Here is a 25,190-nt window from a genome sequence, read left to right on the forward strand (position 1 = left end):
TATTGCTCCCAACAACGTAAGGTTCAGGATAGTAATATCTCGGTTTACTTTTAGAAAAGCTTTTTCGGTATAGGTCAATATCAATAGCGTGGAACCCGTAAATATTAAGCCATATAATTTTATAGGTGTATTTGGTATGTATTCCGGCAAAACGAAAAACAGGTCCGCGTAAAACGTTGCTGTCATTGCGGAAAACAAAAGCAGACTAAATATCAGTACATTATTTACCTGCCCGGCCCACATCTTCCGTCTCACATCATCCATCTGATCCTAATACTCCAAAGGCACAGTAGGCTCCTTTTTACTGGTACTCATAATCATCATCGTCTGGAAAGTTTTTACAACCGTTATTTTACTGATCTTATCCATGATCAGTTGCTCATAGGCTTTAATATCGCGAACGTAAACCTTTAGCAAAAAATCGCACTGGCCGGTTACGTGGTGGCATTCGGTTACTTCTTTAATGGCTTTTATCTCGTCAACAAAAACCTGGATGGTGTTGTTCTTATGAAAATCGAGCGATACCTGGATAAAAGTTTTGATACCCAGCCCCAATTTTTCCTCGTCAACCAAAGCATGATAGCTTTTTATAAAACCTGAATTTTCAAGCTTACGCACACGCTCTAAAGTAGGTGCCGGCGAAAGCCCTATTTCTGTTGATAACTGGAGGTTGGTTATACGCCCGTTCTCTTGCAGTGTTTTTAAAATAGTCAGGTCTATTTTGTCTATATCGGTAGTTGCCATAATGGTTACAAATATATATTTTACATTTAAACAAAATAAAATTTTTTAAAATAGATATTCTAACAAAATAAATTTGTTACAACAGCTTTCATTTCATAAAATTTAGGCAAGTCTAAAAATTTAATTAGATTTGTTGAAATGAACTCATACACAGAAGAGAATTACCTTAAATCTATCTATCACCTATCGGTACCAACTGATGAAAGTGTGAGTACAAACAGCATAGCGGCGTCAGTAAATACCAAGGCAGCCTCGGTAACCGATATGTTGAAAAAACTGGCTGATAAAAAGCTTATTAATTATACCAAATACCAGGGTGTTAGCTTAACCGAAGAAGGCAAAGCCATTGCTATTAATATTGTGCGTAAACATAGGTTGTGGGAGTTTTTTTTGGTAGAGAAACTCCACTTTAAGTGGGACGAAGTGCATGAATTAGCCGAAGAGCTTGAACATATTACATCGGTTGAATTGATAGACAGGCTGGATAAGTTTTTGGGCAACCCCAAATACGACCCGCACGGCGACCCTATACCTGACAGTACAGGCTGTATAAAAAAAGACGAGTTGATACCCATATCAACCCTACAGCCCGGGCAAAGCGCCATTATTATGGGTGTACGCGAGCACGCCCCTGTATTTTTACAGTATCTCGAAAAAATGAATTTAACCATAGGCAAACAAATTAAGCCAATTGAGGTAATAGCATTCGACCATTCGGTGTTGTTAAGCGTTAACAACAATACAGTGAGTATTAGCCGCGATGTGGCAAAAAATATATTAGTTACCATATGAGCAGGCAAGAAAAATCATTAGGCAATGTACATAGTTCGGTAGCTACCGAAAACAAAACAGGCTGGCGCAAGGTAATGGCCTTTTTAGGCCCGGCATATTTAGTGAGCGTTGGCTACATGGACCCGGGAAACTGGGCAACAGATATTGCCGGCGGCAGCGCCTTTGGCTACAGACTGATATGGGTATTGCTGTTATCAAACATGATAGCGTTGCTGTTGCAATCGTTAAGTACAAGGCTGGGTATTGTGCGCGGGCTTGATCTGGCACAAGCCTCAAAAAACACCTACACCCGTTTTGTAAACTTTTGGCTGTACATACTGGCACAAATAGCCATTATCGCCTGCGATCTGGCCGAAGTAATAGGTATGGCCATTGGCTTGCAATTGCTTTTCCACCTGCCGTTATTGTGGGGTATATCATTAACCGTGAGCGACACCCTGCTCCTGCTGTTTTTAATGAATAAAGGCATGCGCAAGCTGGAAGGCTTTATTATTTCCATGATATTTGTGATAGGACTGGCATTTTTGATAGAGATGTTTATTGTGAAGCCGGATATAGTTGAAGTAGCCAAAGGCTTTTTCCCGCATAATATGAAGGGGGCCGAGCTGTACATCGCTATCGGGATATTAGGTGCTACAGTGATGCCGCATAATTTATACCTGCATTCTTCGCTGGTGCAAACCCGTAAGATAGACCGCAGTGATGAAGGTATAAGCAACGCGCTTAAGTTTAACTTTATAGATACTACCATTGCCTTAAACCTGGCATTTTTTGTAAACGCGGCCATATTGATACTCGCGGCAAGCGCGTTCTTCCGTAATGGTTATTTCCAGGTTGCCGAGATAAAAGACGCTTATAAACTGCTCGATCATATTTTTGGCGCGGTGGCGCCGGTGCTGTTCGCGGTGGCGCTGATCGCTTCGGGCCAAAGCTCAACCATTACCGGTACTTTGGCCGGGCAGATCATTATGGAAGGCCATATTAACCTGCGTGTACAGCCCTGGCTGCGCCGCTTGTTAACGCGTCTGTTAGCCATTGTACCTGCAGTATTAACCATTGTTTACTTTGGGGACGATGCGCTCACCAGTCTTATTATATTAAGCCAGGTGGTATTGAGCCTGCAGTTAGGTTTCGCGGTTATTCCGCTGATCCACTTTACAGCCGATAAAGAGCAGATGGGCAAATTTGCCATTGGTCCGGTTGTTAAAATACTGGCATGGCTAAGCGCGTTAATCATTGTAGGGTTAAATGCCAAGCTGGTGTATGAGCAAATAGGCACCTGGCTTAAAGATTACCCGGCATCCGCAATGTGGATATATACTTTAGTGATACCACTTACTATCGGAATAGCAATACTGTTGTTGTATGTATTTTTCAGGCCAATATTCTTTAAACACCATAAATCACCATTAATGCGTGTGCCGCATGGTGTTGCTGCCGTACTTACCGATTTTGAGAACACGGTATATAAAAAGATAGCCATTACCATTGATTTTTCGAATAACGATAAGGATTCTCTCCGCCATGCTATTATGCAGGGCGGAAAAAAAGCCGAATACACGCTGATTCATATTGTAGAAACCGCGGCAGCAAGCTATCACGGTACAGAAACGCTCGACCATGAAACGCAAAGTGATAAAGAGAATCTGGATAAATATGTAGCCGCGTTAGAGGCAATGGGCTATCAATCGCATTCCATCATAGGCTATGGCAAGGCATCCAACGCAATAGCGGATATTGTAAAGAAAGAAAGCATAGATTTTATTGTGATGGGATCGCACGGGCACAAGGCTTTGAAGGATTTGATATTTGGCACTACCGTGGATGCGGTAAGGCATAAGGTAAATGTACCGATATTGATCGTTAGGCCGGGGGCTAAAATATAAAATCCGAAATCAAACATCCAAAATCCGAAATCGCATTATCTTTGCACCGTTATGGCCGAGGAGAAGATTTACATCAAGAATAAAAAAGCATACTTTGAATACCAGATACTGGATAAATATGTAGCTGGCTTAAAGCTACTGGGCACCGAGATAAAATCCATCCGTGACAATAAGGCAAACCTGAACGATGCTTTCTGCACCTTTATCGGTAGCGAGTTATTTGTGCGCAACCTGCATATTGCAGAGTACTCGCATGGCTCATTTTATAACCATGAGCAAAAGCGCGACCGGGTGCTGCTCCTCAACAAAAAAGAACTCAAAAAACTACAAACCCGTACTGAAGAAAAGGGTTTCACCATAGTCCCGCTTGCCATCTTCATTAACGAACGAGGCTTTGCCAAACTCGAAATAGCCTTAGCCCAGGGTAAAAAAACCTTTGATAAACGCGAAACGATGAAAGAACGGGATAGTAAGATTGAGATGGACAGGGCTTTGAAAAGATAGAATCAAGAGCCGAGAATCAAGATGCAAGACAATAAGACTAACTGTAAAAATCTTGATTCCTGATTCTAAATTCTTGCCTCTTTTCTCTACCAGGCTCTATCACCTACCAAGGGTACAAACCTAAAGGTATCAAGTACTATCTTTTCGTAGTCGGTTTCGCTAACTTTGAGTACCGTTACCATTTTCTGACTCTGCTCATCGCCTACGGGAATAACCAGTATGCCACCTATAGCGAGTTGCTTAAGCAAATCCTCTGGTACAAAAGGTGCCCCGGCGGTTACAATGATCTTGTTAAAGGGTGCGTGTTTGGGGATACCTTTTGAGCCATCACCACAAAAGAAATTAGTTTTATAACCTATATGGGGTAATACCTGTTTGGTACGATGATACAGCTTTTCCTGGCGCTCTATAGTGTACACCTTAGCGCCTAATTCCAGTAACACACAGGTTTGATAACCACAGCCGGTACCTATTTCAAGCACCTTATCACCTTTGCTGATGTGGAGCAGTTCGGTTTGGTAAGCTACAGTATAGGGTTGCGAAATGGTTTGCCCTTCGCCGATAGGGAAAGCGATATCCTTATAAGCCTGGTTCCAAAAAGTTTCATCGAAGAAATAATGTCGTGGTACTTTACCCATGGCAGCAAGCACCTGCGCATCTTCAATGCCTTTTTTGTTCAGTAATTCAACCAGGCGTTTACGGGCGCCCTGCTCCCTGTAGTTATCAATATACTTGTAAGCCATTCTGTGTGCGAAGTTATAAGAAAGGCCAATACAGATATCCACAAAAGGGAAAATGTGAAGAAAAAGATGGTTGGACTTACTCCGTATACTTTATCTTGATCACCAACTTTTTATCATGCTCAGCACCATCAACCTTAATATTCACTCGGTGCGCATCCGACGGGAAGAACAGATAAAATGTGCCGGGGCGCGCATCATATTGCTTGCCTTCAACTTCGTAATGAGCAACATCTTTAGCCTCATTGTACGGGTCGGTTACTTTAGCAGCTGCAACAGGCGCAACAGCCATTCCCTCGCCACCCTGAACTACGTATTGAAAATCAATGTATTTGCGGTGCGATTCCCAGTTGGTTTGATCGTAAGCTTTAGTAGGGTTATCGGTAACTGATGCAAAGGCATTAGTGCCGTCGATAGGATATTTACCTACAGGCAGCGAGTCGAGGTTGGTACGTTTGATATAGGCGAATACTTTATCCCAAATATCTTTGTTCAGCTTGTATTGTTTGGCAAACTCAACGGTGTTGGTTAAAGGGGCCGGTACAATTTTCACACCGTTAAGGTAAGTGTGTGCAGTAAACCATTTATCGGCTTCGGCTTTAGTTTGGGCCGATGCGGCTTGATTTGTTATAAAAAGAGTGATTATAGCTACGGTAGCCGATAAAAGTAATTTTTTCATAAATTATTTGTTCAGTATTGGTGAGGTAAATATAGATAATAGCTTATTTATTTAACAAGCAATTAAGTAACGATATTATGGTAATTACAATAACTAAAAAGTCGCCCTGATTATGGGGGGCGACTTTCTAATTAATTATCAAGCCGAAGTTCGGCACTGTTGACTATAGCCATTTTACGGTCGCCTTCCTCTTTGTGAAGTTTCTTGCTGAACCGGTGGCTGTTGTTGTTCTTGTTGTTGCGGTGCAGCCGTTGCCGCAGGCTTTTGCTGATTGTTTTCTACCGGCCTCGGGCGCTCAACTGTTGTTCTTGGCTGTTGCTGCGGAGCTTGTTGAGGTTGCTGTTGTACCGGCGGCTGTTGCTGATTACCCTGCCCCCTAACCGGGCGCTGGTTTCCTTGCTGTCCATTGTTGTTGTTGTTGTTGTTGTTACCCTGGTTGCCATTATTTGCCGGCGGCTGTGTTACAACCGGCTGTTGGGCAGGAGGCGTTGTTGCAGGCTGCTGCTGGTTACCATAACCACCATTACGGCCCGGGCGTTGCTGATTATTCTGGTTGCCATTGTTGTTACCCTGGTTACCATTATTTGCCGGCGGCTGTGTTACAACCGGCTGTTGGGCAGGGGGATTTGTGGCAGGCTGTTGCTGATTACCGTAACCACCATTACGACCAGGGCGTTGCTGATTATTCTGGTTGCCATTGTTGTTACCCTGGTTACCATTGTTTGCCGGCGGCTGTGTTACAACCGGCTGTTGGGCAGGGGGATTTGTGGCAGGCTGTTGCTGATTACCGTAACCACCATTACGACCAGGGCGTTGCTGGTTATTCTGGTTGCCATAACCGTTGTTGCCCTGGTTGTTATTTGGGTTACCATTGTTTGCAGGTGGGTTTACCACAGGCTGCTGGCCGGTGGTAGCAGGTGGCGGATTAGTACCACTGCGTACCGGTCGTTGGTTACCATTATTACCGTAGTTGCCGTTATTATTCCCTTGGTTATTGTTACCATTGCCTTGTTGATTACCCGGCCTTCCCTGCCCATAGTTCTGTACATTACGTGGCGCCGGCCTTGAACCTGAGTTTTGGTTGGTTGGCCTGATGGTAGGGCGATAAACCGTTAAGCCACCGTTACCATAAGTTTCGCCGGGGCGGTTATTGTTACGGATAACCACGGGACGCACCCTATCATGAATAGAGCGCTCCACATCAGCCACTACCGGGCCACGGTTGTACCTACCATTACCATAACCTTTGGTTTGGTACATGTTATCAATGATCACTACGTTGCGGTTAATTACTGTGGTATTGTTTATCACCACGTAATTATAAACGTCGTTACGGTATATGTGCTGACTCGGTACGTAGGTCCAATAGTTAGACGGCGGGTTCCAGCCAACGCTGATACTTACACCAGGCGAAAGCGGTGCCCAGCCATAATAGTCGCCGCTTTGGCCCCATGTTACCCAGGCAGGTGCCCACTCGTTGCCGGGAGCCCACATCCAGCCGTAGCCATTCTGGTAAAACCAGCGGCCATAGTGAAATGCTGCCCATCCCCATTGGTAATTTGAGGCCCAGGTCCAGCCATAATCAGAGTATACCCAATGGCCATTTGTAGCATATGGCCTAAAATCGGGGCCCGCATTAGGTTGCCATACGTAACCATAGTTAGGGTCGTTTATCCAATTGCCGTAAGGGCTCAGGTCATCATAAAAGGTTTGATAATCTCCGTCGGCCTGGTATACCTGTTCTGGCTGAGCAACCGGGCCCTGTGGATTCTGACTATAATATTGCACATCGCAACCCGCTAAAAAGAGGGTTGATATAATTAAGGTGCTTAACTTTTTCATCTTATTTAGTATTTGTATAATGTTATGACGATGGGAAATTGCAAAGGTTGCATGACATCTAAGTTATTTATGCATGCATAGTAAATTGTTACGTATAGCCAGTACAATTAATACGGGTCAACATCTGGTTGTACTATACAACCCTTACTAAACTTGATTGTTTGGTTGATATGATTTATGTGGTATCAATCATTAGTCTTTTTTACAAAACGGCTACTTATCCAGCCCATTTTGGAGGCAGGATGTTTATCGTCATCATCGTAAAAAACATCGCTTTTCACCTTGCTTTTTACATCCATCTCAACTAACCACCAAATCCGGCCTGTATTATCAGTTTGTGAGGCGATAGCCCTACCGTTTGAGCCTTTAGCCAACTCACCAACAGCGTCGCCTTTCAAAGGCTCTCCGCTAATGAAGGTTTTACAAGTATCATCTATCATCGGCTTGGTACGTATCTTATAATGATCATCTAACACGCAAAATTTGATGGGTTTGTCAAAATATTCTTTAGGAAAATAAGTATCCTGGTGATGACCTGTAAAGTATATTAGCTTAAACTTCGGGATATTATTCATAAAACTAACCGTATAAATTTTATTGAAAGTCATATGTGCTGCACAACACCCCCAATCCTTAATATATAATCTCGAAACCTTACTACTCTCAAAATCAATCCTGTCCACTCCTTGAAAATCCTTAAAAATAATTTTGAATCCCTTACCTGTATTTAATATAAAAGCAATCTCCTTTGGCTCACCTCCGCTATCTCCGTCAAATATTAGGTCATTTTTGCCATCACCATTAAAATCTACCACGTGCAATGCTTTTTTAAACTCATCTATCCGAGGGTCAAAACTTAGGTTATATACTCTATATTCATCAGTTAAAAAGCTTTGCGCTACTTTCATAAAACTGTTTTTAAGCTCATCGTCCCGCTTCTCAATATCTTTCCACTCAAACTTTCTATCACAGTAAGGATATAGTAACACTTCATTTCCTGATAATACTGCTCTTGGGTCAGAATGGCAGGCGCAAAATAACACCAGTATAATAAAGGCAGCTCTTCTCATAGGTAAGGATCAGGCTTTAAAGATAATATTTCGTTGATTGCTTATCAATACGGGTCAACATCCGGCTGTACGATACAACCCTTACTCAGCTTAGTTGTTTGAAATTGTAATAAAACATCCTGCAATATGGCTTTTACTTTGGTGATGGATACGGTATCCTTCTCAAACTTGAGCATGATGTTTTTTATGTAGTAATTGCGGATACGGTTAATGAGCGGAAATTCGGGGCCTATCACCCTGTCGCCAAAATGCTTGCGCAACTCCTTGGCAATATATTCTGCCTGCAGGTATAGCTTTTCGGGTTCTTTGTGTTTGATGTTAAGTTCGATGATACGATAGAACGGCGGGTATTTGAAAGCCTTACGTTCTTCCATTTCGGTATTGTACAGATCAGTATAATCATTTTCTATCACCTGTTTGATCACACGATGGTTTGGATCGTAAGTTTGGATAACCACCTTACCCTGCTTACCTCGGCGGCCTGCACGTCCGCTTACCTGCGCCAATAGCTGGAAACTGCGCTCGTTGGCGCGATAATCCGGGTACTTGAGCAGGCTATCAGCACTGATGATACCAATAACGGTAATATCCGGAAAATCGAGTCCCTTGGCTACCATTTGTGTCCCGACAAGGATATCTATCTTTTTCTCCTCAACATCATTCAGGATATTTTGGAAAGCCATTTTGGAACGGGTGGTATCCAAATCCATACGGGCGATGCGGGCATCGGGCATTAACAGGCTCAGCTCATCTTCCACCTTTTCGGTACCAAAACCTTTTTGTTCCAGATGCGCCGAACCGCAGGCGGGGCAAATATTTGGCGTATCCTCTTTATAGCCGCAATAGTGGCAATGCAGTTTACCACTGCTTTTATGGTAGGTAAGCGTTACATCGCAATTGATACATTTTGGCGAGTAGGCGCAGGTTTTACAAAGGATTACCGGTGCATATCCCCGACGGTTTTGGAAAAGGATGACTTGTTCTTTTTTCTCCAAAGCCAAAGCCATATCTGCCATCAATACGCTGCTGAAATGCGATTGCATGGTTTTGTTCTTGGTTTCCTGCGTAATGCTGACTACTTCTATCTGTGGGAGCTGTACACCACCAAAGCGTTCAGTAATTTCTACCAAGCCATACTTATCGGTTTTGGCGTTGTAATACGATTCGAAGGATGGCGTGGCCGAACCCAACAACACTTTTGCATGGTGCACATGGCTCAGGTATATGGATGCATCGCGAGCGTTGTAGCGTGGGGCCGGATCGAACTGCTTGTACGAGCTTTCGTGCTCTTCATCAACGATGATGAGGCCAAGATCCTCAAAAGGCAAAAAAACGGATGACCGTGCGCCAAGCACAATCCTGAAATCGCCTTTGAGTACTTTTTGCCACACCTCAACCCGTTCATTATCGTTAAAACGGGAATGGTAAACGCCTATAATATTGCCAAAATACTTGCGCAGGCGCTCGATGATATGGGTGGTAAGCGCTATCTCCGGCAAGAGGTAAAGTACCTGCCTGTCATTAGCCAACATTTGCTCAATAAGGCGGATATACACCTGCGTTTTTCCCGATGAGGTTACGCCATGTAACAGCACCACATCTTTTTGCTCAAACTGCGCTTTGATGCTGCTTAATGCTGTTTGCTGCATTTCGCTCAGGGTAAAGCCTTCACTTAGTTCGTCCTCTTCGGCATACAGGCGGCTTACGTTCTTTTCATCGGCAATAAGTACGTCTTTATCAAGCAAGGCTTTTATCGCCGCAGGGCCTGCACCACTGGCTTCGGTGAGTTCGGTTTTTGATATGAGCTTTTGCTTGCGCGATAATTGAATGTAAGCTAGCACCGCGTCGGCCTGTTTGGGTGCCCGTTCCAAAATCATGAGCAGCTCACGCATTTGGTCCGGGTTGTTATATACCGGATTGAGCGACAAAAAAGTGCGTTTGCGTGGTTTGTACCGGTCGCTTACTTCTTCGGATATATGAATGATGTTCTTTTCGAATAGCTGCTTCAATATCGGCATCACTGTTTTTTGCCCGAGTAATTTGGCTATATCGCTAACGGTAAGCTCGGGCTGCAGATCGAGGGCATCAACTATCAGGTACTCCTTATCGTTCAGTATGCTCTTATCATATTCAAAACCTTTATTTAGTGTAACTTTAGTTTCGCTGGCAAGTTTTAAGGCAGATGGTAAAGCAGCGTTCATTACTTCGCCAACATGGCAGAGGTAATAATCGGCAATCCATTTCCAAAAACTTAGCTGAGCAGGATTAACTATCGGCTCGTTATCCAATATATCAATGATATATTTCGCCTCGTACTTTTCGGGAACCTGGTTACCTATGGATGCGATGATGGCCGTGTATAGCTTGCTTTTACCAAATTGCACCACTACCCTTTTACCTATAGCTACAGCGCTGTTCAAATCAAACGGTACGCGGTAGGTGTAGTTTTTAGCGATAGCCAAAGGCAATATCACCTCAACAAAAAGAGTTTCTCTTTCGGTAAGTGTTGGTTCGGCAAAGTCGAGCATGCTATTTGTTCCTAAATCCGGCAACTGCTAATGTAACCCATCCGGCAATAAATAACAAGCCGCCAATAGGTGTAATTGGCCCCGCAATACTTATACAGCCCCAGTTTAAAACATCGCGACAAGCCAGCAAGTATAGCGAACCCGAAAACAGGATAATACCAAACGAGAATAAATAGAACGTGGTATTAATGATCTTACTTTTAAAGCGCGAAAATGTAGACAGGAAAAGCAAAGCGAAAACGTGGTAAAACTGGTACTCTACGGCGGTATGCCAAATGGCGAGCTGATCGGCGGTGAGCACTTTTTTTAAAGCATGCGCACCAAAAGCACCGGCAATTACAGCCAATAATCCGAAAAAAGAAGCGGTTACGATGATGCGTTTATTCATTGGAAATTTGCGCTAAGTTAACAAGTTGAAAAGAATTACTTAGACAAGGCAGCGTAAAAATATACATTTGCACTGCCGACTATGATACGTAACCTGATTATTACCCTGATATTGATCCTTGCCGTTGCAGGGATAACGGTTAAGTATTTTAAAAACCTTAACCCACCGGGAAAACGATCGGGCAAGGTGATGACGGATATCCCTGCCGATGCCGCGCTAATATTTGAGTATAAGAACGATGGCAGCTTTTATGATATTTTTAAAGGCAATACCCTGCTCAGCACCCTTATTGGCGATGTGCGTACCAATGAGCTGACTGACCTGAAGACACATTTACTGGATAACCCGCAATTGAAGCCCTTATTTGATGGTAGCAGCATATTTATATCGCTGCACCCGCAAAGCGGATCGGACAACCTTGATTTTTTGATAACGGCAACGGGCAATGATAAGCTATCGGGATATGTTGAGGCTTTGGCCAAACGCCCGGATAGCAGCGGCATGATCATTCACGATCTGAAAATTGGTGGTAAGCCAGGATTTAATATTTACCTCAACAGTACCAAACGCAGCCTCTACCTAATTACCGATGGGGATAATAACGTATCGGCAAGTTTTTCGAAAGCGCTGGTGGAGGCATCGGTTTTGTATCGCGATAAAAAGCATGAGAATGTGTTTGTACAGTTATCCGACCAGCAAAATGCCAACTCGATAGCTAATTTGTATGTGAACTATCTGCAGCTATCGCCCCTGTTCGATAAAATGTTCAAAAACACGAATACCGACATTTTCCGGAGTTTTAGGCAGCTTAATTCGGGTGGCGCGCTTACACTGAATTATAAAACCGATGCGCTGATGTTTAACGGTATCAGCAAAGTTGATGGCGCGGATACAAAGAGCTATCTCAGCCTGTTTCGTTACCAGCAGCCCGAGCAAAACGAATTGAAGGATATTTTCCCGGCTACAACGGCTTACAGCATTAATTTCGCGGTATCGGATGCTGTTAAGTTTGAAAACAACTTGTTTCAATGGCAAATACAAAACGGCTACAGTACAGAAAAAGGCCAGGTATTTAGCCGTATAAAAAAAGAAACCGGTGTTGAGCTTACCAAAGCCTTTATGGACGCTTTGGGTACAGAGTTTGCCGTCATCACCACCAAATACCAGGAAAAGATAGCGTTGGTTAAGATAAAGAACGGGCTTAAATTTCGCCCGTATATGGTAAACATCAGTAAAATGCTGAATGATGATGTTGGGCAATTTAATTATGATAAAATACCTTTTTACCTGCTTGGCGAGGCCTTCAGCATTTTCAGGAGACCCTATTTTATGATCGTTGATAATTACCTGATGATCTGTAACTCGCAGGAAGGTTTATCGGGCTATTATAATAACTATACCAAAGGCAACCTTTTGAGTCACAATGAAGAGTACCGCCGTTTTGATAACCTTCAGGCCGAGCGCAGCAACGTATCGTTTTTTGTGCATTTTAAAAATGCAGGGCAATTGTTGAAAACAGACCTAAAGCCTGAATACGCCATGGCCTTTGCTGCAGATAAAACCGGTTGGAACAACTATTACGCTGCCGCGTATCAGTTCACAGCATCCGAAAATAATTTTTACACCAATTTTTACATGCGGGTTAATATGCCCGATAGTTTGAAAGTGGCGAGGATGGATACGGCGGCGGTGGCGGTTTCGCAACCATAGCCTTATTTAGTTCCCCTCCTGAGATGGGGCACGTTGGATTGCGAAGTTGCAGGGGTGTGTTGGTCGCACGGTTAAGGACACACCCCTCCACCCCTCTCAAGAGGGGAATCGCACTTATCCCACCCTCTTTTTCGATTGCAATTTCAAATGATTTATTTTCCTATTTTCGCAGCCATATGGAAGCTAAGACTAAGGCCGTTTTTTTAGATCGTGATGGTGTTTTGAATAAGGAGTTGGGCGATTACGTTTGCCGTGTTGACGACTTTAAAGTGCTTGATAATTTTGAAGCATTAAAAACACTGCAAGACCGTGGCTATTTACTTATTGTGGCTACCAACCAGGGCGGCTTAGCTAAAGGGTGGTATACCGAAGCCGACCTTGCCACTATGCACCAGCACCTACGCGATACCTACAAAGCGCATGGCGTTGAGTTTACCGATATGTTCTATTGCCCGCATCACCCCGATTTTACCGGCGACTGCGATTGCCGTAAGCCTAAACCGGGCCTGCTGTTGCAAGGCATAGCCAAATACAATATCGACCCGGCACAATCCTATTTTATTGGCGACCGTGAACGGGATGTAATAGCCGGTACTGCCGCTGGTGTTAAAGGGATATTGATCGATAGCGATCAGCCGATCAGTTCGGTGTTGGATCAAATCAAATAATCCGTCATTGCGAGGCACGAAGCAATCCTAAACTTTACTTTCGTGCCATGCATGATTGCGATATATGATTGCTTCGTTCCTCGTAATGACGCGTTGGAAGTTTACTTACTCAAATACTTCCCCATCGCCTTTTCTAAATCTGCATCCATGCGGTAAGCGTCAAAGTAGAATACCGGTTTCCCGCTTGCATCAGGCAAGCAGGTGTAGTAGTCGATGAAAAGCTGTACCTGCTTATCCAGCGTCAAAAATTTTGATTGAAGCTCAAAACCCGGTGCGGCACGTTTGGCTAATAGCTTGGCATACCTGGCTTTCTTGGTAGTATCCATCGGCGCAAGGCCAACCTCCATACGTATGTTATCCATTTTGGTGGTATCGCCAACCAGTAAGCGGGCAAGCATCATAGGGTCCTGCACACGCACGCAGCCATGGCTTACGGCACGCCAATCGCCTAAAAACGCTTTTTTATTGGGGGTATCGTGCAGGTAAACGCTGTTATCGTTATCAAAAATAAACTTGAATTTGCCCAAGGCGTTCAGGTCGCTGGCATCCTGTTTAAAGGTGTATGGAATATGCTCGCGTTTGATGTGCGCCCAGGTAATGGTATCGGGCCGTTTTATCTCAATATCATGATAATACACCCTGATGTTATTGTTATCAAAATAATCCGGATTTTTTTGGGCAGCATAATAGATCTCGTTTTGGGCTATACTGCTGGGTATGCGCCATGTTGGATTAAGCTGTATGGTATTGATATGGCTGGTTAAAACCGGGGTTTGGTGGTTTTGGGGCTTATCATCAATATTATGCGTTTCCAGGAAGTGTTTTAGCCTGTCATCATAATCAAGCGGGCGTGGTTCGCCAACGCAAACCCGCATGTTGAGCATGGCCTTGCCATTTTGCACCCACTCTAAATTAAACGCGGGTATATTCACAAAAATATAGCTATCTTCTTTAGCCGGTATTTGCCAGCGCAGGCGCTCCATGTTCAGCTTAATTGTTTTTATACGGAACAGCTTTGGGCTATCCACTACATCCATATTAACATCGGCCAAAGCCTTTTTCAGTTGCAGGTAGGCTATGCTTTTAGGTTGTACCTGGTCCAGGTAAGCCATCAGGTTATCAGTGTCAAGCGCTTTTTTAAAACTTGTACTATCAGGGCGCTGTGGCGCGGTTTCGTAGCGGCGGTAAAGTCTGTGCGGGTTAATCACACCAAACTGCAATACACTCGAATAACTTATTAAAGCGTTAGCGGCTTGCAGTTCCAGCTTTGCTAAAACAGGGTAAACCTCCGTAATAGTTTTAAAGCGATTGGCTTGTATGGTATCTAACAAGGCCGCTATATCGGCTCCTTTAAAAATTTCGGGGTTAATGCCGTGCTCATTGGCATGGTTAAGATATTGTACCAGTTTACGCAGTTGGCCATCCGTTAAAAAGTTTTGTACCAGCCGTGGCTCAAAATTATTATTGGTATAATAGTTTTCAATAGCACCGGCGTAATGCAATTTTGGCTTGAGCAGATCGAATTGTTTTATAAACTCGGCATGGAAAGCTGCGGTATCATAATCCTTATATACATCGTTTTTATAATGCTCCGTAAGTTTGGTAGCTATTACTGGTTTGTGCTTACAACCGGTAATAACTATAAAGGCAACAACAAGTACTAAAAAAACTCTTTTGGGTATATTTTTTATCATCCGGATCCGATCATCAATTCGGCAACAAAAGTAATACGGATAATTGGATTAAAAGGATATATTTATTTCGATAATATAAACTTAAGTATTTATACCTAAATGATCAGCTTCAGCAAAGGCGAAATACCATTCATCAGGCTAGTAGTACCCTTTTTAACGGGGTTATGCCTGGCGGCGTATTTTTCTTGGGCAGGATATGACAGGTTATTACTATGGTTGTTTGGCGGCGTAATGTTGTTATTTATCATGCTCAACATAGCTTACAAAAGGCTTAACATTTACAAACAACGCTGGCTTGGCGGCCTGTTGATGCATTTTTTATTGATGATAGCCGGGGTTTATTGTTTTGATGCTAACTCAGAAATAACGCGGGATGACCATTTTTCGAAAATCAAATCGCGCTACCTTATTGCTACGGTAAGCAGCGAACCTAAACTAACCGGACAAACTTTAAAGTTTGTTGCTAAAGTTGAGCGATCATACCAAAACAAAGGCCTGCAAACTGTAAGCGGCCATTTAATGGTTTCGGTTAAAACGGACAGTACTTTTAATCCTCATTTGAAATATGGCGACAGGCTGCTGATCCCGGCAAATTATACTGCAATAGCTGCACCTCTAAACCCCGCGGAGTTCAATTACAAAAGCTATATGGCCAACCAAAACATTTACCAACAGGCGTATCTGAATGGTAAGCAAATAACGGTTTTAGAAAGCGATAAAGGCAACCCCATTATCAGCTTTGCATTAGGGCTGCGCCAATACCTGGTGAATAAACTAAAAGTCAACATGCGCGATACCGATGCCATTGCCGTAGCATCAACCATCATATTAGGTTACCGGGCCGATTTGAAAGCTGACGTGCGTGAGGCCTATGCCAAAACAGGTACAATGCACCTGCTGTCTGTCGCTGGTATGCATGTAGGGCTCATCTATTTTTTTGTGAGTTTCTTTTTAAGTTTTTTATTAAGATTTAAGCACGGTAAATTATTAAAGGTTGTGTTGAGCATCGTGCTGATATGGTGCTACGCTTTAATAACCGGCTTTTCGCCGGCGGTGTGCAGGGCGGTTTTGATGCTGAGCATGGTAATTATAGGAATGAGCTTTAGCAGGCATATCAATAAGCTGAATGTATTGGCAGTATCGGCCTTTATACTGTTGCTGTACAACCCGTTCTATATTATGGATGTGGGCTTTCAGTTATCGTACATAGCGGTTGGTGGCATTATTATCATTCAGCCTTATATATACCGGTGGCTGAGTTTTAAAAACAAAATAGCCAATGAGTTTTGGCTGGTAACTTCTGTATCTGTGGCGGCGCAACTGGTATTGTTTCCGTTAGGGGCCTTTTACTTTCATGATTTTCCGGTTTACTTTTTGGTGAGTAATTTATTTATTGTGCTGCCATCGGCTATTGTGATGTATGTGGGCATCATCTATATGGCTTTGCCTGCAATACCCCTGCTATCAACCTGCATGGCATGGGTGCTTGAGCATACTGTCATCATCATGACAAAAACATTGCTTTATATTGAACATGCTCCATTTGGCAGCATCGAAAAAATATGGCTGACTTATACCGAGCTACTATTACTGTATGCTTTATTGGCAGCTATACTTATTTTCCTGCTCACCAAAAATAAGGTATGGTTTAAAACAAGCTTTGCTTTAATGCTAATATTTATTGCACTCACAAGTGTTAAACAACTTGCCAGGGCCGATGAAAACACAGTAGCATTTTGCAGTATCAGCAAGCACCCTGCAATAATGTTCCGCAACGGTAATAAGAGTATAGTTTTAACCGATCTGAAAACGGATGACAAAAGCTATCAGTACGCTATCCAACCAATGTTGGATAGCTGCGGCATTACCGAAGTGAGCAATTATGATGTGAACGCCAGCATCAGCAATGCCTTTTTAATGAAGAGCGGAAACCTTATTCAAATAGGCGATAACAAAATACTCATCATCAATAAAAGGTTTGGTAAAAGGCTTTTCCCACAAAAATTAGCGGTTGATTATATTTACATTACAGGCAGCCCTGCTATTAATTTGCAATATCTGATGGAAAACTATAACTTTAGAATGGCAATTGCAGGGAATAATAATTCGTCCCAATTGTTAAAAAAGCTTGATGATGAAGCATCGGCCAAAAATATACCTTTTTATAATTTAAAACGTAACAAAGCGTTCATCACAACATCTAATATTAATTAAAACACAAACACGTAAAAAATATAATAATGAATATTCTATCAATTAAAAACGTTGCCTTAACTATTACATTGGCTGCAAGCATTTTTACAGCATCGGCGCAAAAAAAATATAACGAAGGAATTATCAGCTACAATATTAGTGTGGCCGGACAAAATGTAGAAAGCAAATGTAGTTTTAAAGGCGATTCGAGTCTAATATCCAACCAGTACGGCCCGGCTAAAGTACAGATGGTAATAAAAGGAAACTTTGATTATTTTGCTGTATTAGTTGATGTCCCTGTTGCATCTATAAAAAAAGCTGCTGTTATGACTCCCGGTGAATTAGAAGAAGCCGCATCTTCTGCACCTGAATACACGATTACAGCCACAACCGAAACAAAGAAAATTGGCGATTACAATTGTAAAAAATATATAGAAAAAGATAATAAAAGCGGAGTTTCATTTGATGCCTGGATAACTACGGACATTAGCTTACCTGCGAATATTTTAACAGGCGCTTTTAAAGACATAACAGGTACACCTATTCAATTCACTTATGTACAGCAAGGTACACCTCAATCAATCACCTTAGTATCCGTTAGCGAAGTAAAAATTCCTGCGGAGACTTTTAGCATCCCTAAAGATTTTGAAAGAGTGAGCATGGATGACATGAAAGCAATGATGAACCGCGGAAAGAAATAACGATAACAATTAAATAACACATTAATAAAGGTTTTTTAACATGGAGTTAAATAGTTAATTTAGCGGCCCATGTTAAAAAACCTTTTTGCTTTAGCAAGATTCTATATTTTCTGGTTGTTATTTTTCTTTTTGACGAGAGTTAGCTTTATGCTTTACTTTCGCAATAAGCTAAAAATAGCCAGTCTCGGCGAAATATTAGAGGTGTTTTTTTACGCCATCAGGCTTGATTGCTCAACTATAGGGTATATAGTAATTATCCCGCTTTTGATATCTGTTTTGGGATGGTTCATCCCGGGGTTTCACATAAAAACTGTTTGGTATAAGGCTTATATATGGACATGCCTTGTATTAGTTTGCTTTTTAACCATACTGGATTATAATATTTTTCAGGAATGGGGCACTAAGGTTAATTACCGGGTTTTTGACTCTATCATTCACCAGTTTTCAGAGTCGATGGCATCAAGCGGCTCTGCGCCTGTTGCTTTATGTGTTACTATTGGGGTTATTTTATTGGTGTCGGGCATATTACTATCCAACCGGATCATTGATTATAAATACCAGGGGCCTAAACTGAGCATACCGTTAAAAATCACCTCTTCGGCCCTGCTTATCCTCATCAATTTCTTTATTATCCGTGGTGGTACGCAGGATACGCCCATTAACCAGAGCATGGCTTATTTTTCTAATAAGCAGATACTTAACCAATCGGCTTTAAATACAGAATGGAACCTGTTTGATAATATTTACCAAAACCTTCGTGCACAACACAATCCTTACATTTATATGGATGCTAATGTAGCCGATAGCTTAACACGCGAGCTTTTTGTTACCAAATCTGATTCAACGGTTCATATTTTAAATACACGCAGGCCCAATATAGTTATCATACAGTTGGAAAGCTTTACCGCCGACCTGATCGAATCATTAGGCGGTGAAAAATGTGTTTGTCCAAACTTTGAGAAATTTATACACCAGGGCGTATTGTTTGATAGTGTTTATGCCGCCGGCGATAGAACAGATAAAGGTATTGTAGCGATATTGAGTGGTTTCCCATCGCAGGCAATACGTACCATTATCACCAATAATACCAAGCAGGAAAAACTCCCCTCTATACCGGGCGTATTGCAGCCTGTAGGTTATGCTAATTCGTTTTTTTATGGTGGCGAAGTAGAGTATATGAACTTCAAATCATATATGCTGACCCATAAAATTGACCATATTACCGGCATGGATAACTTTGACCGCAGCCAGATCGATTCGAAATGGGGCGTGAATGACGGTACATTGTTTGACACACATGTTCAATACCTGAATAAAGAGCGTAAGCCTTTCTTTTCGCTAATTGAAACACTCACTAACCACGAGCCCTTTGATATGCCGGCCAAACCCCACTTTCCGGGCGATAGCGTAACCAACAGGTTCAGGAGCACAGCGTATTATACAGACTCGTGCCTGAACGCTTACTTTGAGCATGCTAAAAAGCAGGATTGGTATAAAAACACGCTGTTTGTTTTAGTTGCCGACCACGGGCACCGTTTGCCGCGTAATACTTCAGAATCATATCAGCCGGCTAAATATCATATCCCCTTGTTATTTTTTGGCGGCGCAATAAAAGATGAGTATCGCGGTAAGCATGTTATTAAATTGGGTAACCAAACTGATATAGCGGCTACCGTTTTAGCACAAATGGATATTCCTTACCGGGCTTACTTCCGTTGGTCAAAAGACCTGTTAAATCCCACAAGTCAACCATTCGCATTTTTTGATTGGGACAATGGTTTTGGCTTTATGACACCGCAGCAAGCCATATCATTTGATAATCTGGGTAAAGAAGTTATTTATACCAAACACCCTAATGTGCCAAAAGCTGTAAACGAAAAAAAACTGCTTTACGGCAAAGCTTATTTACAACAGGTTTTTACCGAATATATGGCTTATTAAGCTTTAGTATTGGGCTTTACTTTTGATGATTCGTGCAGCATGCCGCTCATATCAATAATATTCTCATCAATATCCGATACGCATTTGTTCATCAGTTTAATACATTCTTCCTGCTCTATTAACTTATCACGCTCCAGGTTAAGCAAGCCCTTTAAAGTAGCTATGGGGCCGCGTATCTGGTGCGAAAGATGCAGCGAGTAATCGGCAAGCTTTTTGTTTTTCACCTGCAGATCTTTAGTACGCTCATCAATAATCTCTTCAAGGTGATGATTGATCTGGTTAAGGTTTTCTTTCTGCTCGGATATTTGTTCGTTAAGTTCGGTTAAATGTTTATTAATTTTTGCCTTGCGATTAACGTTATTTACCAGCAAGAATATTACTACAGCCAACAAGGCAGCTACTATGCTACTGGCAATAAATAATGTACGGCTATATTTTTGTTGCGCTATGATTTGCAGATTCTTTTGATCTTGTTCGTTTTGTTTATACCCGGCTTCGCGCAAAGTTAGCCTCACCGATTCATTTTGGATATAGCTTGTACTATCCTGCTTATATATATCTCTTAAGTTTTCTAAGGCACCTTTATAATCTTTTAGTTTAAACAGCATTTCATACCGTAAAAACTTATAATCGTGCTGCATACGGTCTGTTTTAAGGATATCAACATATGTTTGCCCCTGGTTATAGTATTGCTTGGCTTGCTCAAATTGCCCCTGGGCTAAAAATATACGCACCAAGGTAATATTTGTACCGGCAACAGTTGAATTAAGATCGCGCTCGATAGCCCGCTGATTAGCCTGCAAAAGAAGAGCCTTGGCTGTATCCAACTCATGCTTCTCATAATATATAACCCCCAAGTTTTGAAGACACTGAATGATCAATACATCATTTTTTGTTTTAGTAAATAAATCATAGCTCTGTTTATAATCATCCAGCGCTATAGTGTAACTCTTTTTTTTGAGGTAAGCAGTACCCAGGTTAAGGTAACAAGTAGCTACCAGGTCATCATCCTTAAGTGCCTTGGCAACATTCAACGCTTCTTTAAAATAAACTATAGCCTGGTCATAATCAGTCTCGCGGTATAAGTTACCTATGTTGTTTAATACCCTCGACTGGCCTTTCAAATCGTGCGTGTCGTCGTAAAACTTTTTAGCTGTAAGATAGTATTGAATGGCCGAGTCGGGCTGGTTAATATAATAATAACCTATACCTAACTCGCGGTTTGCCTCGGCTACACCTTTTGAAAATTCCAACTTTTCGGCCAAGGCTAAAGCCTTTCGTGCCTGTATGATAGTTTGTTTAGGGTTAGTTAACCTATTATCAAAAGCCTGCCTGTTTATCTTCTTCACCTCGTTAGTGTCATTCCCCATAATGGGTGCTGCTTTAACTGATATAAAAGTTAATAACAAAGCAATAAAATATAAACAGGGGCGCAGAAAAATAATTTTCATTAAATAAAAATACTATATTCAAATCTTGTACACAAATTAAACAATTTGTTTTGTACGGCGTATAAATAAAAAAGTTATTTTTCCGGGATAAAAAGAGCGTAAAAAAAATATTTTAAAAAAAAGTCGCAAATTTAGAAAAAAAAATTTGGTAATTAAAAATTTGTTTTTACTTTTGCTTAAACAAACTATTGAAATAAACACATCAAAGAATTTACATTTAGCTACTTATGAAAAAAATTATCGTAGTCGCATTTGCGATTTTAACAACAGGATTCATTTCTTCCTGCACTAAAGACAACAGTGTTAAACCGGCTATCAAAGCTACCACACTTACTTCAGGCGATTTAACTACCGGTTCTGCTGACGGTACTCCTCCGCCTCAATAGTCTTAATTATACATCTATACCTTAATACCTATTTAAAACATAATAAAATTTACTAAAATGAAAAAGATCATCATCATAGCTTTCGCAGTATTAACAACAGGGTTTGTTTCTTCTTGCACTAAAGACAACAGCGTTAAACCGGCTATCAAAGCTACCACACTTACTTCAGGCGATTTAACCACCGGTTCTGCTGACGGTACTCCTCCTCCTCAATAGTCTGCTAATTATACATCTATACCTTAATACCTATTTAAAACATAATAAAATTTACTAAAATGAAAAAGATCATCATCATAGCTTTCGCAGTATTAACAACAGGGTTTGTTTCTTCTTGCACTAAAGACAACAGTGTTAAACCGGCTATCAAAGCTACTACATTTACTTCAGGCGATTTAACCACTGGTTCTGCTGACGGTACTCCTCCTCCTCAATAGTCACAATTAATATATCCGACAAACAACATCCGTTAATCCTTTAAATCACACACCATGAAAAAGATCATTATCCTCGTTATTGCATTATTATCAACAGGCATTGTATTTTCTGCTATCAACAACAAAAAAGAAGAAACCGCTAAACCGGTTGTTGTTAAGGTACAAAAGGGAGATTTTACCGCAAGAGCTACCGGCGATAACAATACCAACACACTTGCTTCTGCCGACTAATTCTGATATTGGTAGAGAAAAAACACACTCTTATATTGAGAGAGATAAATATGTGTGCTATAAGTAGCTTAATTAAAACTATTTAACTACGATCATTTTCTTACTCAGCTGCCTGCCTGCTATATTCATTACATAGATGTATATTCCCGGCGACACATTGGTAAGATCAACAACAACTTGATGATAACCGCTATTATAGGCACTTTGAGTAATAGTTTTTGTGAGCGCACCTGTAATACTATATAACTCAATATCAACACTACCAGCTTGCGACATGCTAAAACCTATTGTAGTTTTAGTATTTGCCGGGTTAGGAAAATTCTGGTCCAGCCCTATCAGCAATAACTTGCTTTCAATAGCAAAGTTTATTACATCAAACAAAATATAAGCTATAAACTTATTTCCTGCAGCATTAGGGTGTATGCCATCGGCCTGGTAATACTTTTTAAAGTCGTTACCCAAACCCGCGTTAATATCAGCAAAGTAAATATGATTTTGAGCCGCAAGCTTTTTGTAGCCCGCATTTATAAGTGCTATTTGCTTGTTAATAGTTTTATAATAGATTCCTTTGGTTGGGTCGAGGTTTTGTAAGCTGCCTATCACAGTGGTTAAACCATGCCTGGCTGCAATATCAACCATCTTCTGCATGTTCTGTATAGTCAACTTGTAACTGGCATTTAATTGTGCAGGTGTTGGCGGAACTTTTTGACTGATAAGTTGAATGGCATCATTGATACCCATCAAAATAAATACAAACCCCGTGCGCCCGTTTATAGCGCTTTCAAAACGCGCCAGGCCCTGGGTTGTGGTTTCGCCTGATATACCATTATTGGTTATAGATACCTGTTTGCCAACGTAACAGTATTGAAAATTTTGCTGTAGATAAGGTTGGAAGGTAAAGCCTGCAATACCCTGAACCGTACTGGCCCCAAATGTGGTAACATTTATGGTATCCTTAATATAAAACTTTGAGGCAGCACTACAACTTGGGGTTTGGCTAAAACCCTTAAATGTGCCAAAGCAAGCAAAAGCAAGTAATAAAATTATCTTTCGATAATGCATTGAGTTAATTTTAATAGCTTAAACGCAGGTAACCAAACAAATATACAATGTTAAAACTAAATTCAGGGTAGCTTATTACAATTAATGCGCCAATTTTAACTATCGCGCTAAGCCGATAAGGGAATAAAAGTTAAATTCTATATTTGCATTCATATTTTTGAAGCATGAACACCATTAAACAATACGTTACAGAACACAAAGACAGGTTGTTAAACGAGCTATTTGAACTGCTCAGGTTCCCGTCGGTAAGTGCCGACCCCAAATACAAGGAACATGTGCTACAAACTGCGGATTATGTTGCCCAAAAGTTAAAAGATGCCGGTGCCGACAATGTTGAAGTTTGCCAAACTGCCGGTTACCCCATTGTTTATGGTGAGAAGATAATTGACCCTACCTTACCAACTGTATTAACCTACGGCCATTACGATGTGCAGCCACCAGACCCCCTGGAGCTTTGGAAAACCCCTCCTTTTGAGCCAACCCTGCGCGATGGTAAAATATACGCCCGCGGCGCTTGTGATGATAAGGGCCAGTTTTACATGCACGTAAAAGCTTTTGAACTGATGATGCAGACCAATACCCTGCCCTGCAATATCAAATTTATGATAGAAGGCGAAGAAGAAGTAGGCTCTGATAACTTGGGTACTTTTGTAAAGGCAAATAAAGAGCGTTTAAAAGCCGATGTAGTATTGATATCCGATACATCAATGATTAGCATGGAACACCCGAGCCTGGAAACCGGCTTACGCGGCCTGTCATACCTTGAAGTTGAGGTTGTTGGCCCCAACCGCGATCTGCACTCGGGCGTATATGGTGGCGCCGTGGCTAACCCTGCTACTATTTTGGCTAAAATGATAGCTTCATTACATGATGAGGATAACCATATTACCATTCCGGGTTTTTATGATGACGTGTTGGAACTTAGCGCCGATGAACGCAAAGCCTTGAACGAAGCGCCATACGATGAAGAGGAATACAAAACCGACCTTGATATAAAAGAGGTTTGGGGCGAAAAGGGCTACAGTACTTTAGAGCGTACCGGCACCCGCCCTACTTTAGAAGTGAACGGCATTTGGGGTGGCTACATTGGCGAAGGTGCCAAAACCGTACTGCCATCAAAAGCGAACGCTAAAATATCAATGCGCTTGGTGCCTAACCAACACTCCGATAAAATAACCAAACTGTTTACCGAGCACTTTACCAAAATAGCGCCCCCTTACGTTAAGGTTAAGGTTACCCCGCACCATGGCGGCGAGCCTGTGGTTACGCCAACAGAAAGCGTAGCTTTCCGCGCTGCCGAAAAAGCCATCGAGGCGTCGTTCGGTAAAAAACCTATACCAACACGGGGCGGCGGCAGCATACCAATTGTAGCTTTATTTGAGGCCGAACTGGGTATTAAAACCGTACTGATGGGTTTTGGTTTAGATAGCGATGCCCTGCACTCGCCAAACGAAAAATATGATATTTTTAACTACTATAAAGGCATAGAAACAATACCTTTATTTCATAAATATTTTGCAGAACTGAGTAAGGCTTAATTGTCGAA

At 41.8% G+C, this 25,190-nt stretch carries 24 protein-coding genes; 13 read left to right on the forward strand and 11 right to left on the reverse strand.

The features are described 5' to 3' along the window. Window positions 1-270 precede the first annotated feature (270 nt). Complete coding sequence (locus KXQ82_RS09310) at window positions 271-744, reverse strand: Lrp/AsnC family transcriptional regulator (RefSeq protein ID WP_219487908.1); 474 nt, start codon at window positions 742-744, stop codon at window positions 271-273. A 138-nt stretch (window positions 745-882) separates the two neighbouring features. Between KXQ82_RS09310 and KXQ82_RS09315 the strand changes: the two genes are divergently transcribed. Genes KXQ82_RS09315 through smpB form a run of 3 tightly spaced genes read left to right on the forward strand, consistent with a single transcriptional unit; the run spans window position 883 to window position 3,926 of the window. Then, window positions 883-1,536 (forward strand): metal-dependent transcriptional regulator, encoded by a 654-nt coding sequence (locus KXQ82_RS09315; RefSeq protein ID WP_219487909.1) that lies wholly within the window; start codon window positions 883-885, stop codon window positions 1,534-1,536. Continuing rightward, window positions 1,533-3,422, forward strand: coding sequence for an Nramp family divalent metal transporter (locus KXQ82_RS09320; RefSeq protein WP_219487910.1), 1,890 nt, complete (start codon window positions 1,533-1,535; stop codon window positions 3,420-3,422). The genes KXQ82_RS09315 and KXQ82_RS09320 overlap by 4 nt, the downstream gene beginning before the upstream one ends. A 51-nt stretch (window positions 3,423-3,473) precedes the next feature. Further along, complete coding sequence (gene smpB, locus KXQ82_RS09325) at window positions 3,474-3,926, forward strand: SsrA-binding protein SmpB (RefSeq protein ID WP_219487911.1); 453 nt, start codon at window positions 3,474-3,476, stop codon at window positions 3,924-3,926. An 86-nt stretch (window positions 3,927-4,012) separates the two neighbouring features. Here the strand turns inward: smpB and KXQ82_RS09330 are convergent, their stop codons facing one another. The 6 genes from KXQ82_RS09330 to KXQ82_RS09355 all read right to left on the reverse strand — a co-directional run bounded on the left by KXQ82_RS09330 (window position 4,013) and on the right by KXQ82_RS09355 (window position 11,173). Next, on the reverse strand, window positions 4,013-4,669 hold the full coding sequence (locus KXQ82_RS09330) for a protein-L-isoaspartate(D-aspartate) O-methyltransferase (protein WP_219487912.1): 657 nt from the start codon (window positions 4,667-4,669) through the stop codon (window positions 4,013-4,015). Between the two features lie 76 nt (window positions 4,670-4,745). Then, window positions 4,746-5,345: a NanQ anomerase/TabA/YiaL family protein gene (locus tag KXQ82_RS09335; protein ID WP_219487913.1), complete on the reverse strand. Its 600-nt coding sequence runs from the start codon at window positions 5,343-5,345 to the stop codon at window positions 4,746-4,748. A 174-nt stretch (window positions 5,346-5,519) separates the two neighbouring features. Further along, the gene (locus tag KXQ82_RS09340) at window positions 5,520-7,187 is read right to left on the reverse strand and encodes a DUF6600 domain-containing protein (RefSeq protein WP_219487914.1); all 1,668 of its coding nucleotides are present in this window, start codon (window positions 7,185-7,187) and stop codon (window positions 5,520-5,522) included. 185 nt (window positions 7,188-7,372) lie between these two features. Continuing rightward, complete coding sequence (locus KXQ82_RS09345; RefSeq protein WP_219487915.1) at window positions 7,373-8,257, reverse strand: hypothetical protein; 885 nt, start codon at window positions 8,255-8,257, stop codon at window positions 7,373-7,375. Window positions 8,258-8,301: 44 nt separating this feature from the next. Further along, window positions 8,302-10,785, reverse strand: a complete 2,484-nt coding sequence (gene priA / locus KXQ82_RS09350; RefSeq protein ID WP_219487916.1) for a replication restart helicase PriA — start codon at window positions 10,783-10,785, stop codon at window positions 8,302-8,304. 1 nt (window position 10,786) lies between these two features. Further along, window positions 10,787-11,173, reverse strand: a complete 387-nt coding sequence (locus KXQ82_RS09355) for a DUF423 domain-containing protein (protein WP_219487917.1) — start codon at window positions 11,171-11,173, stop codon at window positions 10,787-10,789. An 81-nt stretch (window positions 11,174-11,254) separates the two neighbouring features. On the opposite strand from KXQ82_RS09355, the gene KXQ82_RS09360 reads away from it, so the two are divergent. After that, window positions 11,255-12,883: a hypothetical protein gene (locus tag KXQ82_RS09360; protein WP_219487918.1), complete on the forward strand. Its 1,629-nt coding sequence runs from the start codon at window positions 11,255-11,257 to the stop codon at window positions 12,881-12,883. Between the two features lie 176 nt (window positions 12,884-13,059). Then, window positions 13,060-13,551, forward strand: a complete 492-nt coding sequence (locus tag KXQ82_RS09365) for a D-glycero-alpha-D-manno-heptose-1,7-bisphosphate 7-phosphatase (RefSeq protein WP_219487920.1) — start codon at window positions 13,060-13,062, stop codon at window positions 13,549-13,551. Between the two features lie 101 nt (window positions 13,552-13,652). On the opposite strand, the gene KXQ82_RS09370 is transcribed toward KXQ82_RS09365, so the two are convergent. Together KXQ82_RS09370 and KXQ82_RS09375 are read right to left on the reverse strand one after the other, a co-directional pair. Then, the gene (locus KXQ82_RS09370) at window positions 13,653-15,245 is read right to left on the reverse strand and encodes a L,D-transpeptidase family protein (RefSeq protein WP_219487922.1); all 1,593 of its coding nucleotides are present in this window, start codon (window positions 15,243-15,245) and stop codon (window positions 13,653-13,655) included. Window positions 15,246-15,340: 95 nt separating this feature from the next. Beyond that, window positions 15,341-15,493, reverse strand: coding sequence for a hypothetical protein (locus tag KXQ82_RS09375; protein WP_219487923.1), 153 nt, complete (start codon window positions 15,491-15,493; stop codon window positions 15,341-15,343). On the opposite strand from KXQ82_RS09375, the gene KXQ82_RS09380 reads away from it, so the two are divergent. The 3 genes from KXQ82_RS09380 (at window position 15,492) to KXQ82_RS09390 (ending at window position 20,080) form a co-directional block, all read left to right on the forward strand. Continuing rightward, window positions 15,492-17,459: a ComEC/Rec2 family competence protein gene (locus tag KXQ82_RS09380; RefSeq protein WP_219487925.1), complete on the forward strand. Its 1,968-nt coding sequence runs from the start codon at window positions 15,492-15,494 to the stop codon at window positions 17,457-17,459. The genes KXQ82_RS09375 and KXQ82_RS09380 overlap by 2 nt on opposite strands. Before the next feature lie 26 nt (window positions 17,460-17,485). Beyond that, a complete protein-coding gene (locus tag KXQ82_RS09385; protein ID WP_219487926.1) occupies window positions 17,486-18,139 on the forward strand; it encodes a DUF4412 domain-containing protein in 654 nt (217 codons plus the stop codon). 147 nt (window positions 18,140-18,286) lie between these two features. Beyond that, window positions 18,287-20,080, forward strand: coding sequence for an LTA synthase family protein (locus KXQ82_RS09390; protein WP_219487928.1), 1,794 nt, complete (start codon window positions 18,287-18,289; stop codon window positions 20,078-20,080). On the opposite strand, the gene KXQ82_RS09395 is transcribed toward KXQ82_RS09390, so the two are convergent. Next, window positions 20,077-21,531 carry a tetratricopeptide repeat protein gene (locus KXQ82_RS09395; RefSeq protein WP_219487929.1) on the reverse strand — a complete coding sequence of 485 codons (1,455 nt, stop codon included), beginning with the start codon at window positions 21,529-21,531 and terminating at the stop codon, window positions 20,077-20,079. The two genes, KXQ82_RS09390 and KXQ82_RS09395, sit on opposite strands and share 4 nt — an antisense overlap. Window positions 21,532-21,758: 227 nt before the next feature. On the opposite strand from KXQ82_RS09395, the gene KXQ82_RS09400 reads away from it, so the two are divergent. Genes KXQ82_RS09400 through KXQ82_RS09415 form a run of 4 tightly spaced genes read left to right on the forward strand, consistent with a single transcriptional unit; the run spans window position 21,759 to window position 22,582 of the window. Next, window positions 21,759-21,917, forward strand: a complete 159-nt coding sequence (locus KXQ82_RS09400) for a hypothetical protein (protein ID WP_219488085.1) — start codon at window positions 21,759-21,761, stop codon at window positions 21,915-21,917. A 57-nt stretch (window positions 21,918-21,974) separates the two neighbouring features. Next, window positions 21,975-22,133: a hypothetical protein gene (locus KXQ82_RS09405; protein WP_219488086.1), complete on the forward strand. Its 159-nt coding sequence runs from the start codon at window positions 21,975-21,977 to the stop codon at window positions 22,131-22,133. Between the two features lie 59 nt (window positions 22,134-22,192). Continuing rightward, window positions 22,193-22,351: a hypothetical protein gene (locus KXQ82_RS09410; RefSeq protein ID WP_219488087.1), complete on the forward strand. Its 159-nt coding sequence runs from the start codon at window positions 22,193-22,195 to the stop codon at window positions 22,349-22,351. Window positions 22,352-22,405: 54 nt separating this feature from the next. Continuing rightward, window positions 22,406-22,582: a hypothetical protein gene (locus KXQ82_RS09415; RefSeq protein WP_219487931.1), complete on the forward strand. Its 177-nt coding sequence runs from the start codon at window positions 22,406-22,408 to the stop codon at window positions 22,580-22,582. A gap of 78 nt (window positions 22,583-22,660) precedes the next feature. On the opposite strand, the gene KXQ82_RS09420 is transcribed toward KXQ82_RS09415, so the two are convergent. Then, complete coding sequence (locus tag KXQ82_RS09420; protein WP_219487933.1) at window positions 22,661-23,644, reverse strand: SGNH/GDSL hydrolase family protein; 984 nt, start codon at window positions 23,642-23,644, stop codon at window positions 22,661-22,663. A 164-nt stretch (window positions 23,645-23,808) separates the two neighbouring features. Between KXQ82_RS09420 and KXQ82_RS09425 the strand changes: the two genes are divergently transcribed. Then, entirely contained in the window at window positions 23,809-25,182 is a 1,374-nt protein-coding gene (locus KXQ82_RS09425) for a dipeptidase (RefSeq protein ID WP_219487934.1), read from the forward strand. Window positions 25,183-25,190: the final 8 nt, after the last annotated feature.

Source organism: Mucilaginibacter rivuli, from assembly GCF_019391655.1.
GTDB classification, from domain to species: Bacteria; Bacteroidota; Bacteroidia; order Sphingobacteriales; family Sphingobacteriaceae; genus Mucilaginibacter; species Mucilaginibacter rivuli.

Bases quoted from the DNA above. Each gene is read 5' to 3' on its own strand.
- KXQ82_RS09310 (WP_219487908.1), bottom strand. From the start codon at position 744: ATGGCAACTACCGATATAGACAAAATAGACCTGACTATTTTAAAAACA.
- KXQ82_RS09315 (WP_219487909.1), top strand. From the start codon at position 883: ATGAACTCATACACAGAAGAGAATTACCTTAAATCTATCTATCACCTA.
- KXQ82_RS09320 (WP_219487910.1), top strand. From the start codon at position 1,533: ATGAGCAGGCAAGAAAAATCATTAGGCAATGTACATAGTTCGGTAGCT.
- smpB (WP_219487911.1), top strand. From the start codon at position 3,474: ATGGCCGAGGAGAAGATTTACATCAAGAATAAAAAAGCATACTTTGAA.
- KXQ82_RS09330 (WP_219487912.1), bottom strand. From the start codon at position 4,669: ATGGCTTACAAGTATATTGATAACTACAGGGAGCAGGGCGCCCGTAAA.
- KXQ82_RS09335 (WP_219487913.1), bottom strand. From the start codon at position 5,345: ATGAAAAAATTACTTTTATCGGCTACCGTAGCTATAATCACTCTTTTT.
- KXQ82_RS09340 (WP_219487914.1), bottom strand. From the start codon at position 7,187: ATGAAAAAGTTAAGCACCTTAATTATATCAACCCTCTTTTTAGCGGGT.
- KXQ82_RS09345 (WP_219487915.1), bottom strand. From the start codon at position 8,257: ATGAGAAGAGCTGCCTTTATTATACTGGTGTTATTTTGCGCCTGCCAT.
- priA (WP_219487916.1), bottom strand. From the start codon at position 10,785: ATGCTCGACTTTGCCGAACCAACACTTACCGAAAGAGAAACTCTTTTT.
- KXQ82_RS09355 (WP_219487917.1), bottom strand. From the start codon at position 11,173: ATGAATAAACGCATCATCGTAACCGCTTCTTTTTTCGGATTATTGGCT.
- KXQ82_RS09360 (WP_219487918.1), top strand. From the start codon at position 11,255: ATGATACGTAACCTGATTATTACCCTGATATTGATCCTTGCCGTTGCA.
- KXQ82_RS09365 (WP_219487920.1), top strand. From the start codon at position 13,060: ATGGAAGCTAAGACTAAGGCCGTTTTTTTAGATCGTGATGGTGTTTTG.
- KXQ82_RS09370 (WP_219487922.1), bottom strand. From the start codon at position 15,245: ATGATAAAAAATATACCCAAAAGAGTTTTTTTAGTACTTGTTGTTGCC.
- KXQ82_RS09380 (WP_219487925.1), top strand. From the start codon at position 15,492: ATGCTCAACATAGCTTACAAAAGGCTTAACATTTACAAACAACGCTGG.
- KXQ82_RS09375 (WP_219487923.1), bottom strand. From the start codon at position 15,493: ATGATAAATAACAACATTACGCCGCCAAACAACCATAGTAATAACCTG.
- KXQ82_RS09385 (WP_219487926.1), top strand. From the start codon at position 17,486: ATGAATATTCTATCAATTAAAAACGTTGCCTTAACTATTACATTGGCT.
- KXQ82_RS09390 (WP_219487928.1), top strand. From the start codon at position 18,287: ATGCTTTACTTTCGCAATAAGCTAAAAATAGCCAGTCTCGGCGAAATA.
- KXQ82_RS09395 (WP_219487929.1), bottom strand. From the start codon at position 21,531: ATGAAAATTATTTTTCTGCGCCCCTGTTTATATTTTATTGCTTTGTTA.
- KXQ82_RS09400 (WP_219488085.1), top strand. From the start codon at position 21,759: ATGAAAAAAATTATCGTAGTCGCATTTGCGATTTTAACAACAGGATTC.
- KXQ82_RS09405 (WP_219488086.1), top strand. From the start codon at position 21,975: ATGAAAAAGATCATCATCATAGCTTTCGCAGTATTAACAACAGGGTTT.
- KXQ82_RS09410 (WP_219488087.1), top strand. From the start codon at position 22,193: ATGAAAAAGATCATCATCATAGCTTTCGCAGTATTAACAACAGGGTTT.
- KXQ82_RS09415 (WP_219487931.1), top strand. From the start codon at position 22,406: ATGAAAAAGATCATTATCCTCGTTATTGCATTATTATCAACAGGCATT.
- KXQ82_RS09420 (WP_219487933.1), bottom strand. From the start codon at position 23,644: ATGCATTATCGAAAGATAATTTTATTACTTGCTTTTGCTTGCTTTGGC.
- KXQ82_RS09425 (WP_219487934.1), top strand. From the start codon at position 23,809: ATGAACACCATTAAACAATACGTTACAGAACACAAAGACAGGTTGTTA.